Origin of the sequence: Spirillospora sp. NPDC048911 (assembly GCF_043198015.1) — a bacterium.
Lineage (GTDB): Bacteria > Actinomycetota > Actinomycetes > Streptosporangiales > Streptosporangiaceae > Spirillospora.
This window is the reverse complement of the sequence record NZ_JBICUD010000007.1, coordinates 452,756-473,220: the sequence shown is the minus strand read 5'-3', so window position 1 is coordinate 473,220 and position 20,465 is coordinate 452,756. Positions and strand designations below refer to the sequence as shown.

The window sequence follows — 20,465 nt, the reverse complement described above, 5'->3', positions numbered from 1 at the left end:
GATGGCGCTCAAGTCGCTCCGCGACGTCAACCAGAAGCTCGTCGCGATCGTCTCGCTGGCGGTGCTGGCCGCGGCCTGCGTGTTCGCGTTCGCCGTCGGGCAGCTGCACCTGTTCGAACGCGGCTACACGATGAGCGGGGTGTTCTCCGACACCGCCGGGATCAAGACGGGCCAGGACGTCCGGGTCGCCGGAGTCAAGGCCGGCCGGATCACCTCGGTCGAGCCGGACTTCAAGAACGGCAACGTCATCGTCACGTGGCACGTGAACGAGGGGATCGACCTCGGCCAGGCCACCCGGGCCGAGATCCAGACCACCACCCTGCTGGGAGGCCGTTACCTGCGGCTCACCGGCCCGGTCGCCAAGCCCTACCTGGCCGACATCCCCGAGTCGCGGCGGCGGATCCCGCTCGCCCGCACCAGCGTCCCGTTCACCGTGCCGGACGCCCTGGAAGGCGCGCAGAACATCGCCGGCAGGCTCGACCAGAAGAGCATCGACAAGCTGCTCACCGCGATGTCGAAGATCCAGTCGCCGAACGCGCCGAAGCTCCGGACGATGCTGGTCAACCTGCAGACCCTCAGCCGGACCCTGAACGACGCGACGCCCGAGATCCAGCGGCTCATCGAGAACAGCAAGAACATCACCGGCGTGCTGGCGGCCAAGGACGAGAAGCTCAAGCAGATCATCACTGACAGCCAGATCCTGCTGCGGACCCTGATCGAGCGGCGCAACGAGCTGGCGGCGACGATCGGGCAGGGCAGCAGCACGGTCCGCACGCTGTCGAACGTGATCTCCAAGCACCAGACCGACCTCAACAGGCTGCTGGACAACCTGCACCTGCTGACCACCCGGCTGGCGCCCAACATGGACGCGCTCAACACCGACTTCTCGCTGCTGGGCCCGACGTTCATCCAGGTCGCCAACCTCAAGGGCAACGGCCGCTGGATCGAGGGCCTGCTCACCGGGCTCGGGCCGATCCAGCCGCCCGGCCCGATCTCCACCCGGCGAGGTTCGGGCGGCGCTCAGGGCGGAGGCAACTGATGAGAGTCCGCGTCGGGGTGATCGCAGGGCTGTGCGTGGCCCTCACCAGCACGCTCGGCGGGTGCTCGGTGATCCCCGAGTCGTCCGGCGGCGAGCGCAAGATGACCGTCTACCTGCCCAAGGCCCGCTCCTTCTACAAGGACTCCAAGGTCAAGGTGATGGGCGCCGACGTCGGGCTGGTCGACTCGGTCGAGAACCAGGGCGACAAGGTCAAGGTCACCTTCCACATCCGCGGCGACGTCCCGCTCCCGCAGGGCGTCCAGGCCTCGATCGTGCCGCTCAACCTGGTCGGCGAGCGCAACCTGGTGCTGCATCCGGCGTGGAAGCCCGGGCAGTCCAAGGAGACCTCGAACGAGATCCCGATCGGCCGCACCCACGTCCCGATCGAGGTGGACGACGCGCTCAGCTCCTTCACCAACCTCGCGAACGCGCTCGACCCGACCAAGATGCAGAACGTGCTCGGGCAGGCGGCCGACTCGTTCAGGGGCAACGGCAAGGAGTTCAACGCGACGCTGGAGCAGAGCGCGCGGCTCATCGAGAACGTCGCGGGCCAGGACCAGCAGCTCATCGAGGTCGCCCGCAACCTCAACCGGCTCGCGGGCGTGGTCCGCGGCCGCGAGCAGGTGCTCGGCCAGATGATCCGCGACTTCGGCGAGGCGACCCGGGTCCTCAGCGCCGAACGCGGCGAGATCCAGGACCTCATCACCGGGATCCTGGAGCTGTCCAGGAACGGTGGCAAGCTGATCGAGAAGTACAAGGGCCAGCTTCCCGGCGACCTGGCGGTGCTCACCAAGGTCGCGCTCGTGCTCAAGGGCAACTCCAAGCAACTGGCGCTGCTGCTGAAGGCGCTGCCGGGGATCGGTGAGGCGCTCATCGGCGGTTACAACCCCGGCAACAAGTCGCTGCAGATCCGCTTCGCCACCGACGCGTTCCTGCGCACCTGGCTCAAGGGCCTGCTGAAGACCGACGACGTGAACTGCCCGCTGCCCAAGCCCAACTCCAACTGTCCCTGGCAGAACGGACAGGCGCAGAACGGGAAACAGCAGAGCGGGCAGCAGCGGAACGGAGGCAACTGATGAGGCGCCCGTTCGCACGCAGGTTGCCGTTCATCGTGCTGGCCGCCGTGCTGGTGCTGGCGGGCTGCTCGTACAAGACGGCCGGCGCGCCCAGCGGCGGGCTCACGCTGCACGCCACGTTCGCCGACGTCCAGGGCCTGGTCGCCGGGCACAGCGTGCAGATGGCGGACGTCAAGGTCGGCAGCGTCACCAAGATCGAACTCGACAGGGCGACCTACAAGTCCAAGGTCACATTGTCGATCAAGGACGGCATCCAGATCCCGCGGAACGTCAACGCCGAAATCAAGATCACCTCGCTGCTCGGCGAGAACTACGTCGACCTGCAGCTGCCGCCGGGCGGCCGGCTCGACCAGGGCCCGTTCCTGGCCAGCGGCAACGACATCGGCCGCACCAGCGTGCAGCCCGCGTTCGAGGAGGTCGTCGGCCAGGCCGGTCCGCTGCTCAAGGCGCTGGCCAGCGACGACGTCGCGAACGTCGTCAACGCCGGGGCGACCGCGCTCGACGGCAACGGGCAGCGGCTCAACACGATCATCGCCAAGTCCGGCGACCTGCTGAAGGTCTTCGCCGACCAGCGCGAACAACTCGGGACGGCGGTCGACCAGTTCGCCAGGCTCGGCAACTCGCTGGCCAAGGGCAGCGACGACCTGGAGCGGGCACCGCTTGAGCTGGAGAAGACCACCCGGCTCCTCCGCGAGAACAAGGAGAAGATCCTCAGCGTCGTGGCGAAGCTGACCCGGATGGCCCGCGAGCTCAACGACAAGGTCCTCGAAGGGCGCGTGGCGCGGTTCAAGGGCCTGCTGCGCGACCTGGACCCGGTGCTGGCCCAGCTGGGCAACAATCGCGGGCGGCTGACCGCCCTGGTCAACGGCCTGGTGACCTTCACCGACAAGCTCCCCAAGGCGAGCTATGACGGCCAGTTGCTCCTCTACCCGCTGCTGCGGCTCGTCTGGCCGGACGGCAGCCCGGTCATCCCCGGGCTGCCCGGCAACAACGAGAACACCAGGGCCGCCAAGGTGCCCAAGGAACTCCGAGGCGCCCTCCCGGACCTCGACAAGATGCTGGGGACGCCGCGATGACCAGACGCCTCACCATCAACATGGGCGTGTTCGCCCTCCTCGCCGTGGTCATGGTGGTCTGGGCGTTCAACAACGTCATCCGGTTCGACTTCATCGACCGGCCGTACCACATCACCGTCGAGTTCCAGTCGTCGCCCGGCCTGCACCCCAACTTCGAGGTCGACTACCTGGGCACCCGGATCGGCAAGATCGACTCGGTCAAGCTGCGGCAGAACAAGGTCGTCGTCAAGCTCGACATCGACCAGGGCGTCGAGATCCCGCAGGGGGTCACCGCGGCGGCGGCGCGCAAGTCGGCCGTCGGCGAGCCCGTCGTCGAGCTGACGCCGCCCGCCGGGGTCACCCCGAACGGGCCGAAGCTGAAGGCGGGCACCGTCATCCCGGTGTCGCAGACCAAGGTGCCGCCCAAGTACGGCGACCTGTTCGGCGCGGTCATCAACACGTTGAAGGCCATCAAGCCCGAGGACGCCCAGGTGCTCACGCACGAGCTGGCCGAGGGCTGGTCCGGCCGCGAGAACTCGATCCGCCAGATCATCGCCGGCAGCGACCAGCTCTCCGCCACGTTCGCCGAGAACAGCGAGCTCCTGGACGGCCTGACCAAGGACTTCGGCAAGATCACGCACGTGCTCGCGCAGAACCGCGGCGATCTGGCCGCGGGCATCGACAACGTCGCCGCGCTGACCGCCGCCCTCAGCGAGGTCCGCGGCGAGATCACGCGACTGCGCGACAACGGCCCGCAACTGCTCGGCATGTTCAACGCCCTGCTGGACGAGTCCGGCAGCGACCTCGAATGCGCCGTCGACTCGCTGGGTACCCTCGGGATCACCAAGTACAACCCCGGCGCGCTCGGCGACCTGCGCCAGACCCTCCGCCAGGCGCCCGCGCTGAAGAACGTGCTCGACAACATCATCGGCACCGACCAGGGCAAGCCGGTGCTCAACGTGGTCTTCCTCGTCACCCTCAGGAAGACGGCGACGCTGGAGTACAGGTACCCGCTGCCCCAGCCCACGGCGCGCAAGATCCCCAACTGCCCGGACGGGCGCAATCCGCTCGCGGTCAAGCAGAAGCCCTACAAGTCCAAGAACCCTGGCGGTACCATCCCCACCCATGACCCGTCGGTCCAGAAGGCGGCGGACATGAAGGCGAAGAACGCCGCGAACGAGTCGGCGGACTCCGCCGGCGGGCCGCCCGCCTGGCTGATGTACGTGCCCCCGCTCCTTGCGCTGCTGGTTTTGATCAAGGTCATGCTGGGCTCGGTGCCCGTCGTGACGCGCATCGGCAGGCTGCGCCGCCGCGGCAAGGACGACTGATCCCCATCCCGAGGAGTACCTGAAGTGACAGCCAAGACCTCCAAGGACGTCACTGAGGAGCACGACGGCGCCGGGGCGGCCGAGACCGGCGAGGTCGAGGAGACCGAGACGCCCAGGCCGGCCGCCAAGCGCAAGCGCCGCGTGCGGGTCATCGAGGTGCTCGAGGACGAGGATCTGGACGAGGTCCTCGAGTCCCTGGAGAACGAGGACGACGAGGACGAGGAGCCCGCTCCCCGGAAGAAGCCCGCCGCGGCGAAGCCGGCGACCGCGAAGAAGCCGGTTGCGGCCAAGAAGGCGAAGCCGCCGGTGGAGATCGAGGCGGCGGAGGACGAGGCGGACGACGAGGAAGAGCCCGCGCCCAAGCCCGCCCGGCGCACCTCCGCGGCGGCCGACGGCGCTCAGCCGACGTTCCTCGGCCTTCCCCGCAACGCGGCGATCGTGGTCGTCGTCCTGGTGGCCCTACTGGCGAGCGTGGCGATCTGGCAGTGGCGCAGCGCGAGCGGCGCCGCGGGCGAGAAGGACGAGCGCGCGGCCGTCGTCGCCCGGGCCACGGCCTTCGGCGACCTCGCGACCTCCTACAACGCCGCCAACTACCAGGATCAGATGACCAAGATCCAGAAGCTCATGACGGGCGACCTGCTGGAGCGGTACAGGAGCTCCACGGTCCAGAGCCTGCCGCAGGCGTTCAAGACCAGCCCCCAGGCGGCCCTCACGTCCAAGACCAAGCAGGTGTACGTGGGGAGCGTCGACGGCAAGTTCGCGACCGTCGTCGTCGCCGTCGACATCACGGTGAGCGACGGCAAGAGCCAGAGCGCGGCCCCGCAGAGCCTCATCCGGCTGTCCCTGGTGAAGGACGGCGGGGAGTGGAAGGTCAGCCAGATGAACGCCTCGGGCGACGACGGGTCGGGTACCGGCTCGCTGCCCAGCGTGCCCAGCGGGCAGCAGACCCAGCAGCCCAGCGGCGAGAAGACCCAGAAGCCGAAGAACTGATCGGCGGGTTCTGACGCCGAGACGACGCCCCGTTCGGCTTGACTGGAGCCGTACGGGGCGTTCGCACGTTCTCAGGAGATGGTCGATGGACCTCCGCGGCCACGTACGCGAAGAGCTCGGGGACCTCCGTTAGCTCACAGGTAGCGGGCCGCCTTGGCCTCGGCGGGCGCGTCCTCGCCGGTGACGCCGCCCGGGCCGGTCGGGACGCCGCTGTCGAGGTCCGTGGGGGCCATGAAGGTGACGCGGTGCATCTTGCGGCGCTGGGTGTAGTCGGCGACCGCGTAGTGCTGGGTGGGGCGGTTGTCCCAGAAGGCGAGGGTGCCGACGCGCCACTTGAGCCGGACCTGGAACTGCGGGTCGCGGACGGCGTCGAACAGCAGCGGCAGGATGGCCTCGTTCTCGCGGCGCGACAGCCCGATCAGGCGGGTCACCGACGAGCGGTTGACGTAGAGCGCCTTGCGGCCGGTCTCGGGATGGACGCGGACGACCGGGTGGATCTGCGGCGGGTTCTTGTCCTGCATCTCGCGCAGGTCGAAGCGGTGGCCCTTGTCGATGGCCTTGGTAATGGACATCGTCAGGTCGTGCTCGGCGTAGAGCTCGTCGCACAGGCGCTGGAGCCAGGGGGCGAGCGAGTCGTACACCATGTACATGTTGGCCCAGTTGGTGTCGCCGCCGACCTCGGGCAGGATGACCGCGCGCAGCAGCGAGCCGGTCGGCGGGCGCTTCATGAAGGTGTTGTCGGAGTGCCAGGAGTCGCCGCCCTCGCCCTTCGGCGCGGTCTGGTCGAGCACGTGGATCGCGCCGCCGTCGACGTTCATCTTCGGGATGTCGAGGGTCCCGAAGTTCATCGCGAACGCCTCGTGCTGGGCGTCGTCGATGTGCTGGTCCCGGAAGAACAGCACGTAGTGGTCCAGCAGCCCCTGCCGGACGATCTGGACCTGCTCCTCGTCGAGGGGCTTGGCCAGGTCGATGCCGGTGACCTCGGCGCCGATGTTCGCGGTGACGGGGTGGAATTCGATCATGGTCCTGGGCCTCCATCGGATACAGCCAAGCAATCGCTAGGTTGATGCTAACCGATGGAGGCGGACACCTGTCCAGAGGCCCGAGCTGCCGCTCTCAGCGGGAGTAATGCTCGACGACGAGCTGCTCGTCACAGATCACCGGGATCTCCGAGCGTTCCGGCAGCCGGGTGAACTGGGCGGCGAGCGCGTCGTGGCGCACGTCCAGGTAGCCCGGCACCTTCTCGGTGTGGGCCCCGGTCGCGGCGACCTGGAACGGCACCATGGAACGGCTGCGCTCGGCGATCGTGATCACGTCGCCCGGCCGCAGCCGGTACGAGGGGCGGTCCACCCGGCGGCCGTTCACGAGGACGTGGCGGTGCACGACGAACTGGCGGGCCTGGTAGATCGTGCGGGCGAACCCGGCGCGCAGCACGAGGGCGTCCAGGCGGCGCTCCAGGTCGACGATCAGGGCCTCGCCGGTCTTGGCGCCCTTGACCTTGGTGGCCTTGGCGAACGCGTTGCGCAGCTGCGCCTCGCGGATGTTGTACTGCGCGCGCAGCCGCTGCTTCTCGCGCAGGCGGATCTTGTAGTCGGACTCGTTCTTGCGGGCCCGGCCGTGCATCCCGGGCGGGTACGGGCGGGCCTCGAAGTACTTGACGCTCTTCGGGGTCAGCGGGATGCCGAGGGCCCGGGACAGCCGGACCTTCGGACGGGGGTTGTTCATTGTCCTCCTTCAGTGGTTAGGTGAACCTTAGTTAGGCAAGCCTAATCTACGACATCAAGGCAAGGAGGGCGGCGATGGGTCGCAGGAACGGCTCGGTGGAACGGCCGAGCGCGGCGGAGAGGGCGCGGACGCTGGCCTACGGGGTGGCGGACGGGGTGCTGGCGGTGCCCGGCGTGCCGTACGCGCCCGTCACCGCCCACGTCACTGAGGAGAACGGCCGCCCGCTGCTGCTCATTCCCGCGAACTCCCCGGTCGCCGTGGCGTTGCGGGGAGAGCCCGACCTGCCCGCGACCCTGCGGATCTCCGACGTCGCCCCGGTGGCGCTGCCCGATCGCGTGCGCGGCCGGGCCTGGCTGCACGGCTGGCTCACCGAGATCCCCGAGTCCGATCGCAGGGACGCGGCGCTCAGGCTGTCCCGGCTGCACCCCCGCCCCGAGCTCCTCGACGTGACCTGCGACAAGGAGTGGACCGTCCTCGCGCTGGAGATCGCCGAGGTCGAGATCGACGACCCGTGGGGGAGCGCCACCCTGGAGCCGGAGGAGTACGAGGCGGCCGCGCCCGATCCGTTCGTCGCGATCGAGGCGGGCATCCTCGAACACCTCGACGTCGCGCACCGTCCCGAGCTCGCGGCCCTAGTCGGCGACCGGATCGGCACGGCCGGGCAGCCGCCCGTCATCCGCCCGCTCGCCCTGGATTCCTTTGGTATGTGGCTTCGGTGTACGTATGTCACCGGATCGGCCGCCGACGAGCCGTTCGATCTGCGCGTGGTGTTCCCCGAGCCTGTCCGGGACCTCCACACCCTCCGGTGCGTCTACCGCAGGATGCTGGCGCCCCAGGCCTCGTGAACCGCGCCGGGACGGCGGCCCGGCTGCGTGGTCGGATGCCGTGGTCTCACGGATGTCGCGCCGGCCCGTTCCGGGAGATGCTCGGTTCTCGGCCGTGGGCCGCCTCTGCTGCGGGGTGCGGAGGCGGCCCCGGTCCATTTCAAGCCACATTCCAGAATTGGCCCTGTGCGCGGCTCCCCGCCTGGCCGACGCTGGAGCCATGAGCACCGAACACCCCGCCGCTGAGACCCGCGTCGTCCACCCGCCCGTGATCCAGCCCACCGGCAGCCGCCCGCTGAGCGTTCCGATCTACCAGGGGCACCTGTTCGCCTTCGACTCCGCCGACGACATGGCCGCCGCGTTCGACGGGCCCCAGGGGGCCTTCTTCTACAGCCGCCTCGGCAACCCGACCGTCCGCGCGTTCGAGGACGCCCTGGCCGACCTGGAAGGCGGGGCGGCCGCGCTGGCCGCCGCGTCCGGGATGGGCTCGATCAACGCCGTCCTCATGTCGCTGCTCCGGTCCGGCGACCACGTGATCGCGCAGTCGTGCCTGTACGGCGGGACGTACGCGCTCCTGCAGGACCTCTCCGAGCGCTGGGGCGTCGAGGTCACCTACGTGACCGGCGAGGACCCGGCCGAGGTACGGGCGGCGCTGCGGCCCGAGACTCGCCTGCTCTACCTGGAGACGATCGCCAACCCGACCACTCAGGTCGCGGACCTCCCGACATTGATCGCCGAAGTGCGCGACCGCGCGGACGTGCGCACCGTCGTCGACAACACCTTCGCCACCCCGCTCCTCTGCCGCCCGATCGAGCACGGCGCCGACGTCGTCGTCCACTCCGCCACCAAGTTCCTGGGCGGCCACTCCGACATCGTCGGCGGGATCGCGGTCTTCGCCGACGCGGCCCTGCACCGCCAGGTCTGGGACCACGCCACCGAGCTCGGCGCCACCGCCGACCCGTTCGCCGCGTGGCTGGCGGTCCGCGGCCTGGCCACCGTGGCGCTGCGCGTGACGCGGCAGAACGAGACGGCCCTGGAACTGGCCAACCGCCTCTCAGCCCACCCCGCGGTGGCCCGGGTCAACTACCCGGGCCTGCCCGAGCACCCGCAGCACGAGGTGGCGCAGCGGCTGCTGGGCGGACGCGGCGGCGGGGTGCTGTCGTTCGAGCTCGCCGGCGGGCGCGAGGCCGGCCGCACGTTCATCGAGGCCGTACAACTCGTGTCGCTCACGCCCTCACTCGGCGACGTCAAGACCCTCGTCATGCACCCCGCCAGCACGTCCCACCGTCAACTCGACGCCGAAGCCCTGGCCGCAGCCGGAATCGGCGAGGGAACGGTGCGGATGGCCGTCGGCATCGAGCACCCCGACGACCTGTGGTCAGACATCGACCAGGCCCTCGCCAAGCTGTGATGATCGCTCTCGCGCAGAGATCTCAGCCCGCACGCGAGCGCGCTAACGGGTCGTGAAGCCAGCCGAAGGCGAAGCTTCACGAGAGATCGCGAAGCGATGCCGCGCTCGCCGCTTTTGCGGTTCGCGGCCTCGCCCCCCGGGCGAGGCCGCGGAAGCAATGAACTAGAGATAGAAGCCGGTCGCGGTGGCCGGGGCGCTCTCGGTGACGGGGCGCTTCTCGCCCTTGCGCAGCGCGGCGAGCTCGGCGAGGGTCGCGCCGCCGCCGCCGATCTGCGCGGCGTGCTCCGCGTCGTCGTCGCCGAGCCAGGCGACGGCCTCGGCCTGGGTGAGCGACCCCACCTCGATCTGCGCGAGGCAGCGCCCGGGCCGGACGACCGCCGGGTGCAGCCGTGCCAGGTCCTCGTTGGTGGTGATCGCGACCAGGACGTCACGGCCCTGGCCCAGCATGCCGTCGGTCAGGTTGAGCAGCCGGGACAGGCCCTGCCCCGCCGCGTCCTTGGCCTCGCCGCGGATCAGCTCGTCGCAGTCCTCCAGGATGAGCAGCCGCCAGCGCCGGTTCTCGTCGTCCTCGTCGTAGCCGACGGCGACCTGCATGAGGTAGCTGGGCGTGCCGAACAGCGCCTCGGGGTCGAGCACGCAGTCGGCCTGGCACCACTCGTCCCAGGACCGCGCCAGCGCCCGCAGCGCCGTGGTCTTGCCGGTGCCGGGCGGGCCGTGCAGCAGCAGGAGCCGGCCCGCGACCTCGTCCCGGCGCAGGCTCATGACCTGGTCGAACGCCTCGGCCACCGGGCGCGTGTAGTTGACCCGGATGTCGGCCCAGGAGTCGGCCGAGATCGCCCGCTCGGTACGGACCGGGCCGCGCGGACCGGTGTGCCAGAAGCCCATCTGCACGTTGGTGTCATCGGTCTTGGGCGGCTCGGTGGCGTCCAGCGTGCACTCGTTCATGACCGTCTCGGCCAGCTCGGCGGAGACGGCCGAGACGGCGAGGTAGGCGGTGCCGTGCTTCCACCGGTTGACCAGCAGCGTCCAGCCGTCGCCCTCGTACAGGAAGGACTCCTTGCCCTTCTCGTGGGCGACGCGGATCTCCCTGCCGCCGGTCGCGGGACGCAGCGGGGCGTCGGCCTTGACGTGCTCCAGCTGGAGGGAGCGCGACCAGGGCTGCTCGCCGGACGCGAACGGGCGCAGCGACAGCACGTCCATGACGTCGGCCGGCGAGTTGCTGTCGGAGAGGTTGAGCACGACGGGCAGCGTGAGCTCGGCCCCCATGTCGGTGTGCTGCTCCTGGGGCTCGACGAGATGAAGGATCTCCTGTGGCCTCTCCCGCGACGTGGTCATGTATCGATGATCAGGCGCGGGAGAGGTGCGCGTCCAACGAATTACCCACCGTTCAGGAACCGGACTCTTCGGCCTTGCCCTTGAGCTCGCCCGCCTCGGCGGCCTTCTTCGCCTCGCGGGCGGCCTGCCGCTCGGTGGCCTCGGCGGCGTCGAGCTCGGCGGCCTCCTCCGGCGTGGGGGCCGAGCCGCCCAGATGGGCCGGCTGCCACCAGGTCTCGCCGTCCTTGGGGATCTCGGGGTACTCGCGCTGCGCCCTCTCCAGGAGCTCGGACATCCGGGCCCGCAGCTCGTCGGTGACCTTGTCGTAGTCGTCGCCGCGCTTGGGGTACATCGGCTCGCCGACGAGGATCGTGACCGGCACGTTGCGCTGGAACAGCCGCTTCTTGCGGCCCTTGGTCCACAGCCGCTGCGGCCCCCAGATCGCGATGGGGATCAGCGGCACCTTGGAGGCGACCGCCATCCGCACCGCGCCGCTCTTGATGTCCTTGACCGTGAACGACCGGCTGATCGTGGCCTCGGCGAACACGCCGATGATCTCGCCGCTCTTGAGCGCGGTCAGCGCCGCCTTGTAGGAGGCGGCCCCGGCCTGCCGGTCGACCGGGATGTGGTGCATGCCGCGCATCAGCGGCCCGGCGATCCGGTTGTCGAAGATCTCCTTCTTCGCCATGAACCGGACCAGCCGGCCGGCCGGGTGGGTCGCGAGCCCGGCGAAGATGAAGTCGAGGTAGCTGACGTGATTGCTGACCAGCACCGCGCCGCCGGTGCTCGGGATCTGCTCGGTCCCCTCGAGGCGGAACTTCAGGTTGAGCGCCTTGAAGAGGCCCAACGCCGCCTTGATCACCGGTGGATACACGATTTCGGCCATGGATGAACCGTACCGGTGCGCACGATGATCAGCGAGCAGAGGCGATGCATCCCACATTCGGCCCGATCTCTGAGAGGCTTAGGGCTGGGCACAGAAGATCCGGTGCGGAGTGAGAGGGGATGAGCATGGAACCGTTGGACGCGGCCGTGGACGTGCACGCGCTCATCCGGGACCTCCTGCCGGTGGTGGCGCCGACCGCCTGGTTCGACCCGGGCACCTCCGAGGTCGTGCTGCCGGTGGGCCGGTCGGAGGCGCGCGCGTCCAGCTGGACCGTCCTGGAGCGGTGTTCCCGCGAACCACGCGAGATCTGGCCGCGGGTGATCGACGACTGGCTGCGCGAGGTCGGCGACCGGGCCTTCCTGGCGGTGGGAGAGATGGAGCTGTTCGGCGACGTGCGCGAGCTGCTGCGGCTGCGCATCGTGCCCAAGCTCGCGCCGCGCGACCGCGAGGGCCTGGTGGTGGTCCCGGCGGGCGACCACTTCGACGCGATGGTCATGATCGAGCACCCGCGCTACGGCGGCCCGCTCACCAAGGCCCGCGCGGGCCTGCTGGGCCTGCGCAAGCTGGGCTACGTGATGACCAACACGCACGACCGCGAGCTGGCCGACGTCGAGGTCCGCGACCAGCCGCTGCTGCCCGGCGAGAACGTGCGGGTCGTGACCAAACCCGGCAGCCGGTACGTGTCGGCGCTGCTCAGCGAGGTCGAGCAGTTCCTGCCCCGCGCCAACGACAACGGCGCGCTGGTGGGCGTGCCCTGCCACAGCACGTTGCTGCTGTACCCGATCACGTCCACCGCCGTCCGCGACGTCCTGCCGGTCTTCGCCGACGTTGTCGCCGAGATGCACGCCACCGCCGAAGACCCGTGCGCGAACGGCGTCTACTGGAGCCACGGCGAGCGCAGGCTCACCCCGCTGCCGCCCCTGGAGCAGACCAACGGCTCAGGCGAATTCGCCGCGCTGCTGCGCCGCCTCCCCGAAGCCTGAGCGCGGTCTCGCAAACGGCCCCAGCCCGCACGCGAGCGCGCTAACGGGTCGTGAAGCCAGCTGCAGGCGAGGCTTCACGAGAGATCGCGAAGCGATGTCGCGCTCGCCGCTTTTGCGGTTCGGCGGCCGAGCCGCCAGGCGAGGCCGTCGAGGCCGCGAAAGCAATAGCTGAGCGCGCTAGGGCAACTTCCAGTCGACCGGTTGGGCGCCTTGCTGCTCCAGAAGCTGGTTGGCGCGACTGAACGGGCGGGAGCCGAAGAACCCGCGGTCGGCCGACATCGGGCTCGGATGCGCCGACTCGATGCACGGCACCGCGCCCAGCATGGGCTTGAGGTTGCGGGCGTCGCGGCCCCACAGGATCGCCACCAGCGGGCGGCCGCGAGCGGCGAGGGCGCGGATGGCCTGCTCGGTGACCTCTTCCCAGCCCTTGCCGCGGTGCGAGCCGGGCTTGCGCGGCGCCACGGTCAGCGACCTGTTGAGCAGCAGCACGCCCTGCTCGGTCCAGGGGGTGAGGTCGCCGTTGGACGGCTCGGGGTGGCCGAGGTCGGCGCCGTACTCCCGGTAGATGTTGATCAGGCTGCCGGGCAGCGGCCGCACGTCGGGCGCCACCGAGAAGCTGAGCCCGACCGGGTGCCCGGGGGTGGGGTAGGGGTCCTGGCCGACGATCAGCACCCGCACGTCGTCGAAGGGCTGGGTGAAGGCCCGCAGGATGCGGTCGCCGGCGGGGAGGTAGCGGCGGCCGGCCGCGATCTCGCCGCGCAGGAAGTCGCCGGCGGCGGCGATCCGGTCGGCCACGGGCTCCAGCGCCGTCGCCCAGCCGGCCTCGACGATCTCCGAGAGTGGTCGTCCCGTCATGGACGACCACCCTAGTGCCGCGATCTTGGCGCCGTTCGCGGAACGGGGGCCGTCCCGCATCGCGGAAGGTTATTGACCACATGCGGTCTGTTGAAGTTAAAAGCTTCCATCGTTCCAGGAGCGGGCCGCGCTGATGACGGCGGTGAAACGCCCTGTTAAGTCGTAGTTACTTACTTGCGTCCCGCATTGACCTACTTCGCGGTATTCCGTAGTCCCTTGAAGAGAGAGGCAGCGCACGCAGACCGAAGTGGGACGGAGCAGCATGACACAGCTGACCGCGATGGACGCCAACTTCCTCTACGCCGAGACGAGCACCACGCACGTGCACATCGCCGGACTGGGGATCGTGGACGCGAGCACGTGTCCCGGCGGGCGGCTGACCGTCGAGGCCATGGTCGAGCTGATCAGGGAACGTTCGCACCTCGCCGCACGGCCGCTGCGCCAGCGGCTGGCGGAGGTGCCGCTCGGCCTCGACCGTCCGTACTGGGAGGACGACCCGGACTTCGACCCGCGCCGGCACATCTTCGAGATCGCGCTCCCCGCCCCGGGCGACGACCGGCAACTGGCGGACGCGGTGGCCATCCTGCACGAGCAGCCGCTGGACCGGCACCGCCCGCTCTGGGAGCTGGTCATCGTCCAGGGCCTGTCGGGCGGGCGGACGGCCGTCTACGTCAAGGTGCACCACGCCGCGATCGACGGCGTGATGGCAGCCGAGACCCTCGCCGCCCTCCTCGACCTGACGCCCGAGCCGCGCGACCTGCCCGCCGACGACCAGGAGCCCGCCCGCGCTCCGGGCCGCGTGAGCATGCTGAGCACGGGCCTGCTCAGAACCGCTCTCCATCCGGTCCGCAGCGCCCTGTCGATGGCGCGGACCGCCCCGTACCTCGACGAGATCCCGGGCGTCTCGGCGATCCCCGGAGTCGGCCTCATGACGCAGGTCGTGCAGGGGGCGCTGCGGCGGGAGGACATGCCCAAGGCGCTGCGGACGAGCGCGCCGCCCACCCCGTTCAACCTGCCGATCGGACGGCACCGTTCGGTGGCCTACGGCGACGTGCCGCTCGCGGAGATCAAGGAGATCCGAGGCGCGCTGGGCGGCAGCGTCAACGACGTGGTCATGGCGCTGTGCGCGACCGCGCTGCGGCAGTGGCTCGACAAGCGGGGCGGGCTGCCCGGCGCCCCGCTCGCGGTGGGGGTGCCGGTGTCGCTCCGCAAGGGCGACGACGCGGGCGACCCGGGCAACCAGGTCTCGCTGATGGCCGCCCCGCTGGCCGTCCACATCGCCGACCCGGCCGAACGCTACGCCGCCGTGCGCGCCGACATGGACGTGGTCAAGCGCCGGTTCGTGGCGTCGTCCGGCAGCTGGCTGCGGGAGCTGAGCGGCATCATCCCGGCCGCGGTCGCGGGCACCCTCACGCGGTTGGCGATGAACGCCCTGCCGGCCCTGCAGTCGGTCCCCACCGTCAGCGTGCGCCCGATCAACCTGATCATCTCGAACGTGCCGGGCCCGCAGTTCCCGCTCTACATCTGCGGGGCGAAGGTGCTCGGCTACTACCCGATCTCGGCGATCTCCGATCTGAGCGGCGGGCTCAACATCACCGTCTTCTCGTACGACGGCCGCGTGTGCGTCGGCATCGTCGCCTGCCGCGACCTCGTCCCGGACCCGTCCGAGATCATCGACCACCTCAATGACGGCGTGGCGGAGCTGAAGGACCTCGCCCGGCTCGCCGCCTCTTCTTCGGCCTCCGCCTGCGCCGAGCCCGAGCTCACGTCCGTCTGAGCAGGGAGCCCCGGTGCCGCCGCGCGAGGTCGAGCGCGGCGGCACCGGCGGGCTGCATCGGCTGCGGCACGGTCCCGTCGAACGGGGCCATGGCCACCTTGCCCTCGTCGTTCTCCTGGACCAGGCCGGCGAAGAGCCGGTCGAACGTGCCCGGCTCGATGACCACCGCCGTGAGCAGATCGAGGGCGAACGTCAGCGGGTCCACGCCGAGCCCGAGGACGTAGGGACGCACCTCGCCCGCCCCTCGGGCCGCGTCGAAGTCCCTGGCGAACGAGGCGAAGCGCGGCTCGTGCCGGTCGAGCACCTCGTCGTTGCCAAGGAACTCCTCGCTGTACTCCCGCTTCATGGAGCCCCAGAGATCGAGGTCGTCCACGTCGTCCCCGAGCGGCTGGAACACCCCGACCGGCATGACCTGGTAGAGCCCGCCCGCGTGCGCCACCTTCTCCGGATCCCGCCAGTGCAGGACGTAGGAGGCGGGATCACCGGCCCGGACCGTCACCGTCGTGATCGCGGGCAGTGCCGCGCGGCGCGCGAGATCGCACGGATCCCCGAGGCGGGTCCGAAGCGGCAGCCCGGCGGCCTCTTCGGCCAGTTCGTGTGCCGCGAGTTCGTGTGCCGCAGACTCCCCGACGTTCACGGCGTCGAAGTAGTAGGCGGGGCCAAGCCTCAGCACGGTCGCGCCGAGGCCCGTGTCCAGATTCGCATCGAGGAGCCGGTAGGCGCGACGGTTCTCGAAGACGGCCGGAGGTGCCAGCGCCGCCATCGCCTCGGCGTAGGTGCGGAACCCGGCGGGCAGTCCCTCCGGCGGGTCCGCCACGGCGGGCGGCTCCGGCTCGGGTTCCCACTCCAGCCGCACGGCCTCCAGCGGTATGGGATTCGTCACGATCCACTCCGGTCGCGTCAGCAGGGCCGTCGACCCGGCCCGCGTCGCGCCCGGATAGAGCCCATCGGCGACCACCCCCAGGTCAGCCCGGCTCGCGTTCAACCTCTTCCGTACGTCCGCCCACATACACCCACCCTAAGAACCGGCCCTGAGCCGGACGCAAGGCGGTCATCAACCTCACTTATCGTGATGAACCGTGCATACCGACCAGCTCACGGTGACCCCCGCCCCCGACGAGAAGACCGCCCCTGACGAGAAGACGAAGACGCCCGCGCTGGCCTGGGTGTTGTGGGCGGTCGGCGGCGCCGCGTACATCGCCGCCGTCCTCCACCGGACGTCGTTCGGGGTCGCGGGGCTGGAGGCGGCGGACCGGTTCGGTACCTCCGCCGGGATGCTCGCCTCGTTCACCGTGCTGCAACTGGTCGTCTACGCCGGGCTCCAGGTGCCGGTCGGGCTGCTGCTGGACCGGCTCGGCCCGCGCCGCATGGTGGCCGGGGGAGCGCTGATCATGGCGGCCGGGCAGGGGCTGCTGGCCGTCGCGCCCGACGTGGGCACGGCCGTCGCGGCCCGGGTGCTGGTCGGGGCCGGGGACGCGATGACGTTCATCAGCGTGCTGAGCCTGGTGACGCTGTGGTTCCCGGCACGGCGGATCCCGGTGTTCACGCAGCTGACAGGGCTCCTGGGGCAGCTCGGCCAGGTGCTCAGCGCGATCCCGCTGGTGGCGCTGCTGCACGGTCCCGGGTGGGGCGCGGCGTTCGGCTCGGCGGCGGCGCTGGGCGTGTTCGTCGGCGTGCTCGCGCTGATCGTGCTGCGGGACGGGCGGCCCGGGGTCGAGCGTGCCGAGGCGCCGTCGTTCGCGGAGGTCGGCCGCCAGGTCGCGGCGGCCTGGCGGCATCCCGGGACGAGGCTCGGGCTCTGGAGCCACTTCCTCACCCAGTTCAGCGCCAACACGTTCGCGCTGATGTGGGGTTTCCCCTATTTGGTCCGAGGGCAGGGGATGTCGCCCGCGCGGGCGAGCGTCCTCATGACGGTGCTCGTGCTCGCCTCGATGGTGTCCGCGCCGTTCATCGGCCGCCTGGTGGGCCGCTATCCGCTCCGGCGATCCTGGCTGGTGCTCGGGATCGCCGCGCTCGCCATGGCGGGCTGGGCGGCGGCCCTGGCCTGGCCGCCGCCCGCGCCCGGGTGGCTCCTGGTGGTGCTCGTGCTCTGCGTGGCGCCGGGCGGGCCCGGCTCGATGATCGGGTTCGACTTCGCCCGCACGTTCAATCCGCCCGGCCGCCAGGGCACCGCGACCGGAATCGTCAACGTCGGCGGCTTCGTCGCCACCCTGGTCACGATCCTGCTGATCGGGATCGTGCTGGACGTGATGTCGCCGGGCGAGGAGTTCACGCCGGAGGCGTTCCGGGTGGCGTGGGCCGTGCAGATCCCGCTCTGGCTGCTCGGGGTGGTCGGTGTCCTGCGCACCCGGACCCTCGCCCGGCGCCGCCTGGCCGCCGGGCGGGGAGTCGCCGGGCAGGAAGCCCCCGCCCGGCGATAGGTCAGGTCGTGCGGAGCTCCAGGGTGCAGCACTTGGGCCCGCCGCCCGCCTTGCGGAGCTCGCTCAGGTCCACCGGGACGGGACGGTGACCGCGCTCGTCCAGGAGCTTGATCAGCCCTGCCGCCTCGGCGTTGACGACGACGTTGAGGCCGTCGCTGACCGCGTTCAGCCCGAGCACGGCGGCGTCCTCCTCGTCCGCGATGATCGCGTCCGGGAAGAGACGCTCCAGCACCGCGCGGCTGCCGGGAGAGAAGGCCCCGGGGTAGTACGCGACGTTGTCCCCGCCGAGCGGGAACAGAGCCGTGTCGAGGTGGTAGAAGCGCGGGTCGACCAGGCGCAGCGTCACCACCGGGCGGCCGAGATACTCCTGGGCCTCCTGGTGGGCGGCCAGATCCGTACGGAACCCCGTCCCGGCCAGGATCACGTGGTCGAGCGTGAGGAAGTCGCCCTCGCCCTCGTTGGTGTGGGCGGGCTCAAGCACCTCGGGGAAGCCGTTGGCGCGCAGCCACGCCGCGTACGCCGGACCCTCCGCCGCCCGTTCGGCATGGGTGAAGCGCGCCCCGTACACGCGCCCGCCGACCACCAGCGCGCCGTTGGCCGCGAACACCATGTCGGGCAGCCCCGGAAGCGGGTCGATCAGCTCGACCTCGTGCCCCAGCGCGAGGTACGCCGACCGCAGCGCCTCCCACTGCTCGACCGCCCGGGCCGCGTCGGCGCCCGCGGCGGGATCCATCCACGGGTTGATCGCGTACGCGACGGCGAAGTGCTCCGGGCGGCACATGAGATAGCGGCGCCGCAGGGCCTCCCGCGCCGGGAGCTGCCGGACGGCGGTGGCGGTCGGGTCCATGGTCGGTTCCATGGCCGGGGACACGGTCATGCGGTCTCCTGATGAGGCTTCCAGAAGGCGGATCGGTGATCGAAAGCCTAGGAAGCGGCGACCCGCATATCCAATACGCCGAGCTTGCGCTGACCAGGTGTTTCGTTGCTTCTCCGAGGCCCGGATCGGCGAATCGTTGCGCGTTCATCCGGCCGAAACAGAGCACCGGACGGCAAGGCCCCCGTCCTGCCGTCAGGACGGGGGCCGCGCCGGTCTCCGGAGGCCGGAGTCAGAGGTTGATCATGTGGCCCGCCAGGCCGTGCACGGCCTCCTTGACGGCCTCGCCGAGCGTCGGGTGGGCGTGCACGTTGCGCGCGACCTCGTGGACGGTCAGGTCCCACTGCTGGGCCAGCGTCAGCTCGGGCAGCAGCTCGGTGACCTCGGGGCCGATCAGGTGCGCGCCGAGGATCTCGCCGTACTTGGCGTCGCTGATGACCTTTACGAAGCCGTCGCCCTCGCCCATGCCCAGCGCCTTGCCGTTGGCGCTGTAGGGGAACTTGGCGACCTTGACGTCGAAGCCCTGCTCCTTGGCCTGCGCCTCGGTCCAGCCGAAGCTGGCGATCTGCGGCTGGCAGTAGGTGGCGCGCGGGATCATGACGAACTCGATCTCCATCGTCTCCGCCTCGGCGATGGTCTCGGCGGCGATGATGCCCATCGCCTCGGCCGCGTGCGCCAGCATCAGCTTGGCGGTGACGTCGCCGATGGCGAAGATGTGCGGGACGGAGGTCCGGCTGAAGCCGTCCACGTCGATGGCGCCGCGCTCGGTCAGCTGGACGCCGGTCTTCTCCAGGCCGTAGCCCTCCACGTTCGGCGCGAACCCGATCGCCTGGAGCACCTTGTCGGCCTCCAGCACCTTCTGGGCGCCGTCCTTGCCGGTCACGGTCACCTTGACCTGGTCGCCGGAGTCGTCGATGGCGTCGACCCGGGTCGAGGTCAGCACGTCGATGCCGAGCTTGCGGTAACGCTTGGCGAGCTCCTTGGAGACGTCGGCGTCCTCGTTCGGCACCATCCGGTCGAGGAACTCGACGATCGTCACCTTGACGCCGTAGTTGTGCAGCACGTACGCGAACTCGACGCCGATCGCGCCGGCGCCCGCGATCACGATGCTCGCCGGCAACCGGTCGCTGAGGATCTGCTCCTCGTACGTCACGACCCGCTCGGAAAGGGAGGTGCCCGGCAGCAGCTTGGTGTGCGCGCCGGTGGCGATGATGCAGGAGTCGAACGTGACGGTCTCGGCGGAGCCGTCCTCCTTCGCCACCTGCAGGGTGTTGGGATCGGTGAACGTGCCACGCCCGTTGAAGGACGTGATCTTGTTCTTCTTCATCAGGAACTGCACGCCCTTGACGAGCTTCTCCGACACCTCACGGCTGCGCTGGAACGCCTTGCCGTAGTCGAAGGAGACCTGCCCCTCGACCTTGATCCCGTACTTCTCCTGCTCGGTGGTGAAGATGTGCGCCAGCTCGGCGTTCCGCAGCAGCGCCTTCGAGGGGATGCAGCCGACGTTGAGGCACACGCCGCCCCAGTACTTCTCCTCGATGATCGCCGTCTTCAGCCCGAGCTGCGCCGCCCGGATCGCGGCGACATATCCACCAGGGCCGGAGCCCAGGACCACGGTGTCAAAGTGAGTGCTCATAATCAGTGACGATATTCGGCGGCGGGGCGTGCTCGCATCTCCACCCTGCCTCTCGGCCGGATACCGGGTGGTGGCGGGCACGGGGCGTGACGGAACGGTCCCCTTCCCGGGGGTCTGTATCCAGCCTGTTATGGTTTGAGCGCCTTCATGGCGGTAACCACTGGGATGCGGCAGACGCTCGGAGTGACGGAGACCTCGGCGCCCCCGGGAACATCTGGGTCCCCCCGCGTCGTTAGTCGCCACATCGAGACCAAACCCCCGCCGGCCCGGCC

General features: G+C 70.2%; 18 protein-coding genes. 10 read left to right on the top strand and 8 right to left on the bottom strand.

The genetic code is table 11. The features are described 5' to 3' along the window. Position 1 precedes the first annotated feature (1 nt). The 5 genes from ACGFNU_RS31770 to ACGFNU_RS31750 are packed head-to-tail and all read left to right on the top strand — an operon-like array spanning position 2 to position 5,488. Positions 2 to 1,039 carry an MCE family protein gene (locus ACGFNU_RS31770; RefSeq protein WP_392599564.1) on the top strand — a complete coding sequence of 346 codons (1,038 nt, stop codon included), beginning with the start codon at positions 2 to 4 and terminating at the stop codon, positions 1,037 to 1,039. Beyond that, complete coding sequence (locus ACGFNU_RS31765; RefSeq protein ID WP_392599562.1) at positions 1,039 to 2,115, top strand: MCE family protein; 1,077 nt, start codon at positions 1,039 to 1,041, stop codon at positions 2,113 to 2,115. Before ACGFNU_RS31770 ends, ACGFNU_RS31765 begins: the two co-directional genes overlap by 1 nt. Beyond that, on the top strand, positions 2,115 to 3,191 hold the full coding sequence (locus ACGFNU_RS31760) for an MlaD family protein (RefSeq protein ID WP_392599560.1): 1,077 nt from the start codon (positions 2,115 to 2,117) through the stop codon (positions 3,189 to 3,191). Before ACGFNU_RS31765 ends, ACGFNU_RS31760 begins: the two co-directional genes overlap by 1 nt. Then, on the top strand, positions 3,188 to 4,498 hold the full coding sequence (locus tag ACGFNU_RS31755; RefSeq protein ID WP_392599558.1) for an MCE family protein: 1,311 nt from the start codon (positions 3,188 to 3,190) through the stop codon (positions 4,496 to 4,498). Before ACGFNU_RS31760 ends, ACGFNU_RS31755 begins: the two co-directional genes overlap by 4 nt. Before the next feature lie 24 nt (positions 4,499 to 4,522). Next, positions 4,523 to 5,488 (top strand): hypothetical protein, encoded by a 966-nt coding sequence (locus ACGFNU_RS31750; RefSeq protein ID WP_392599556.1) that lies wholly within the window; start codon positions 4,523 to 4,525, stop codon positions 5,486 to 5,488. A gap of 134 nt (positions 5,489 to 5,622) precedes the next feature. On the opposite strand, the gene ACGFNU_RS31745 is transcribed toward ACGFNU_RS31750, so the two are convergent. Together ACGFNU_RS31745 and rpsD are read right to left on the bottom strand one after the other, a co-directional pair. Then, the gene (locus tag ACGFNU_RS31745) at positions 5,623 to 6,510 is read right to left on the bottom strand and encodes a TauD/TfdA dioxygenase family protein (RefSeq protein ID WP_392599554.1); all 888 of its coding nucleotides are present in this window, start codon (positions 6,508 to 6,510) and stop codon (positions 5,623 to 5,625) included. A gap of 94 nt (positions 6,511 to 6,604) precedes the next feature. Next, entirely contained in the window at positions 6,605 to 7,213 is a 609-nt protein-coding gene (gene rpsD, locus ACGFNU_RS31740) for a 30S ribosomal protein S4 (RefSeq protein ID WP_392599552.1), read from the bottom strand. Between the two features lie 74 nt (positions 7,214 to 7,287). Here rpsD and ACGFNU_RS31735 point away from each other — a divergent pair, with 74 nt between their 5' ends. Together ACGFNU_RS31735 and ACGFNU_RS31730 are read left to right on the top strand one after the other, a co-directional pair. Beyond that, on the top strand, positions 7,288 to 8,058 hold the full coding sequence (locus tag ACGFNU_RS31735) for a DUF2470 domain-containing protein (RefSeq protein ID WP_392599550.1): 771 nt from the start codon (positions 7,288 to 7,290) through the stop codon (positions 8,056 to 8,058). Between the two features lie 199 nt (positions 8,059 to 8,257). Next, a complete protein-coding gene (locus tag ACGFNU_RS31730; protein WP_392599548.1) occupies positions 8,258 to 9,448 on the top strand; it encodes a trans-sulfuration enzyme family protein in 1,191 nt (396 codons plus the stop codon). 162 nt (positions 9,449 to 9,610) lie between these two features. Here ACGFNU_RS31730 and ACGFNU_RS31725 read toward each other — a convergent pair whose 3' ends face one another. Then, the gene (locus ACGFNU_RS31725) at positions 9,611 to 10,783 is read right to left on the bottom strand and encodes a DUF5925 domain-containing protein (RefSeq protein WP_392599546.1); all 1,173 of its coding nucleotides are present in this window, start codon (positions 10,781 to 10,783) and stop codon (positions 9,611 to 9,613) included. A gap of 52 nt (positions 10,784 to 10,835) precedes the next feature. Next, a complete protein-coding gene (locus ACGFNU_RS31720) occupies positions 10,836 to 11,648 on the bottom strand; it encodes a lysophospholipid acyltransferase family protein (protein ID WP_392599544.1) in 813 nt (270 codons plus the stop codon). 125 nt (positions 11,649 to 11,773) lie between these two features. Between ACGFNU_RS31720 and ACGFNU_RS31715 the strand changes: the two genes are divergently transcribed. Further along, positions 11,774 to 12,631: a hypothetical protein gene (locus ACGFNU_RS31715; RefSeq protein WP_392599542.1), complete on the top strand. Its 858-nt coding sequence runs from the start codon at positions 11,774 to 11,776 to the stop codon at positions 12,629 to 12,631. Positions 12,632 to 12,808: 177 nt separating this feature from the next. On the opposite strand, the gene ACGFNU_RS31710 is transcribed toward ACGFNU_RS31715, so the two are convergent. Continuing rightward, positions 12,809 to 13,486, bottom strand: a complete 678-nt coding sequence (locus ACGFNU_RS31710; RefSeq protein ID WP_392599540.1) for a uracil-DNA glycosylase — start codon at positions 13,484 to 13,486, stop codon at positions 12,809 to 12,811. Between the two features lie 262 nt (positions 13,487 to 13,748). Here ACGFNU_RS31710 and ACGFNU_RS31705 point away from each other — a divergent pair, with 262 nt between their 5' ends. After that, positions 13,749 to 15,263: a wax ester/triacylglycerol synthase family O-acyltransferase gene (locus tag ACGFNU_RS31705; protein ID WP_392599538.1), complete on the top strand. Its 1,515-nt coding sequence runs from the start codon at positions 13,749 to 13,751 to the stop codon at positions 15,261 to 15,263. On the opposite strand, the gene ACGFNU_RS31700 is transcribed toward ACGFNU_RS31705, so the two are convergent. Beyond that, positions 15,250 to 16,272: a hypothetical protein gene (locus ACGFNU_RS31700; protein WP_392599536.1), complete on the bottom strand. Its 1,023-nt coding sequence runs from the start codon at positions 16,270 to 16,272 to the stop codon at positions 15,250 to 15,252. The genes ACGFNU_RS31705 and ACGFNU_RS31700 overlap by 14 nt on opposite strands. A 70-nt stretch (positions 16,273 to 16,342) precedes the next feature. Between ACGFNU_RS31700 and ACGFNU_RS31695 the strand changes: the two genes are divergently transcribed. After that, positions 16,343 to 17,683, top strand: a complete 1,341-nt coding sequence (locus ACGFNU_RS31695) for a nitrate/nitrite transporter (protein WP_392599534.1) — start codon at positions 16,343 to 16,345, stop codon at positions 17,681 to 17,683. 1 nt (position 17,684) lies between these two features. Here the strand turns inward: ACGFNU_RS31695 and ddaH are convergent, their stop codons facing one another. Both ddaH and lpdA read right to left on the bottom strand, forming a co-directional pair. After that, a complete protein-coding gene (gene ddaH / locus ACGFNU_RS31690; protein ID WP_392599752.1) occupies positions 17,685 to 18,530 on the bottom strand; it encodes a dimethylargininase in 846 nt (281 codons plus the stop codon). A 259-nt stretch (positions 18,531 to 18,789) separates the two neighbouring features. Next, complete coding sequence (gene lpdA, locus ACGFNU_RS31685) at positions 18,790 to 20,196, bottom strand: dihydrolipoyl dehydrogenase (protein WP_392599751.1); 1,407 nt, start codon at positions 20,194 to 20,196, stop codon at positions 18,790 to 18,792. Positions 20,197 to 20,465 lie beyond the last annotated feature (269 nt).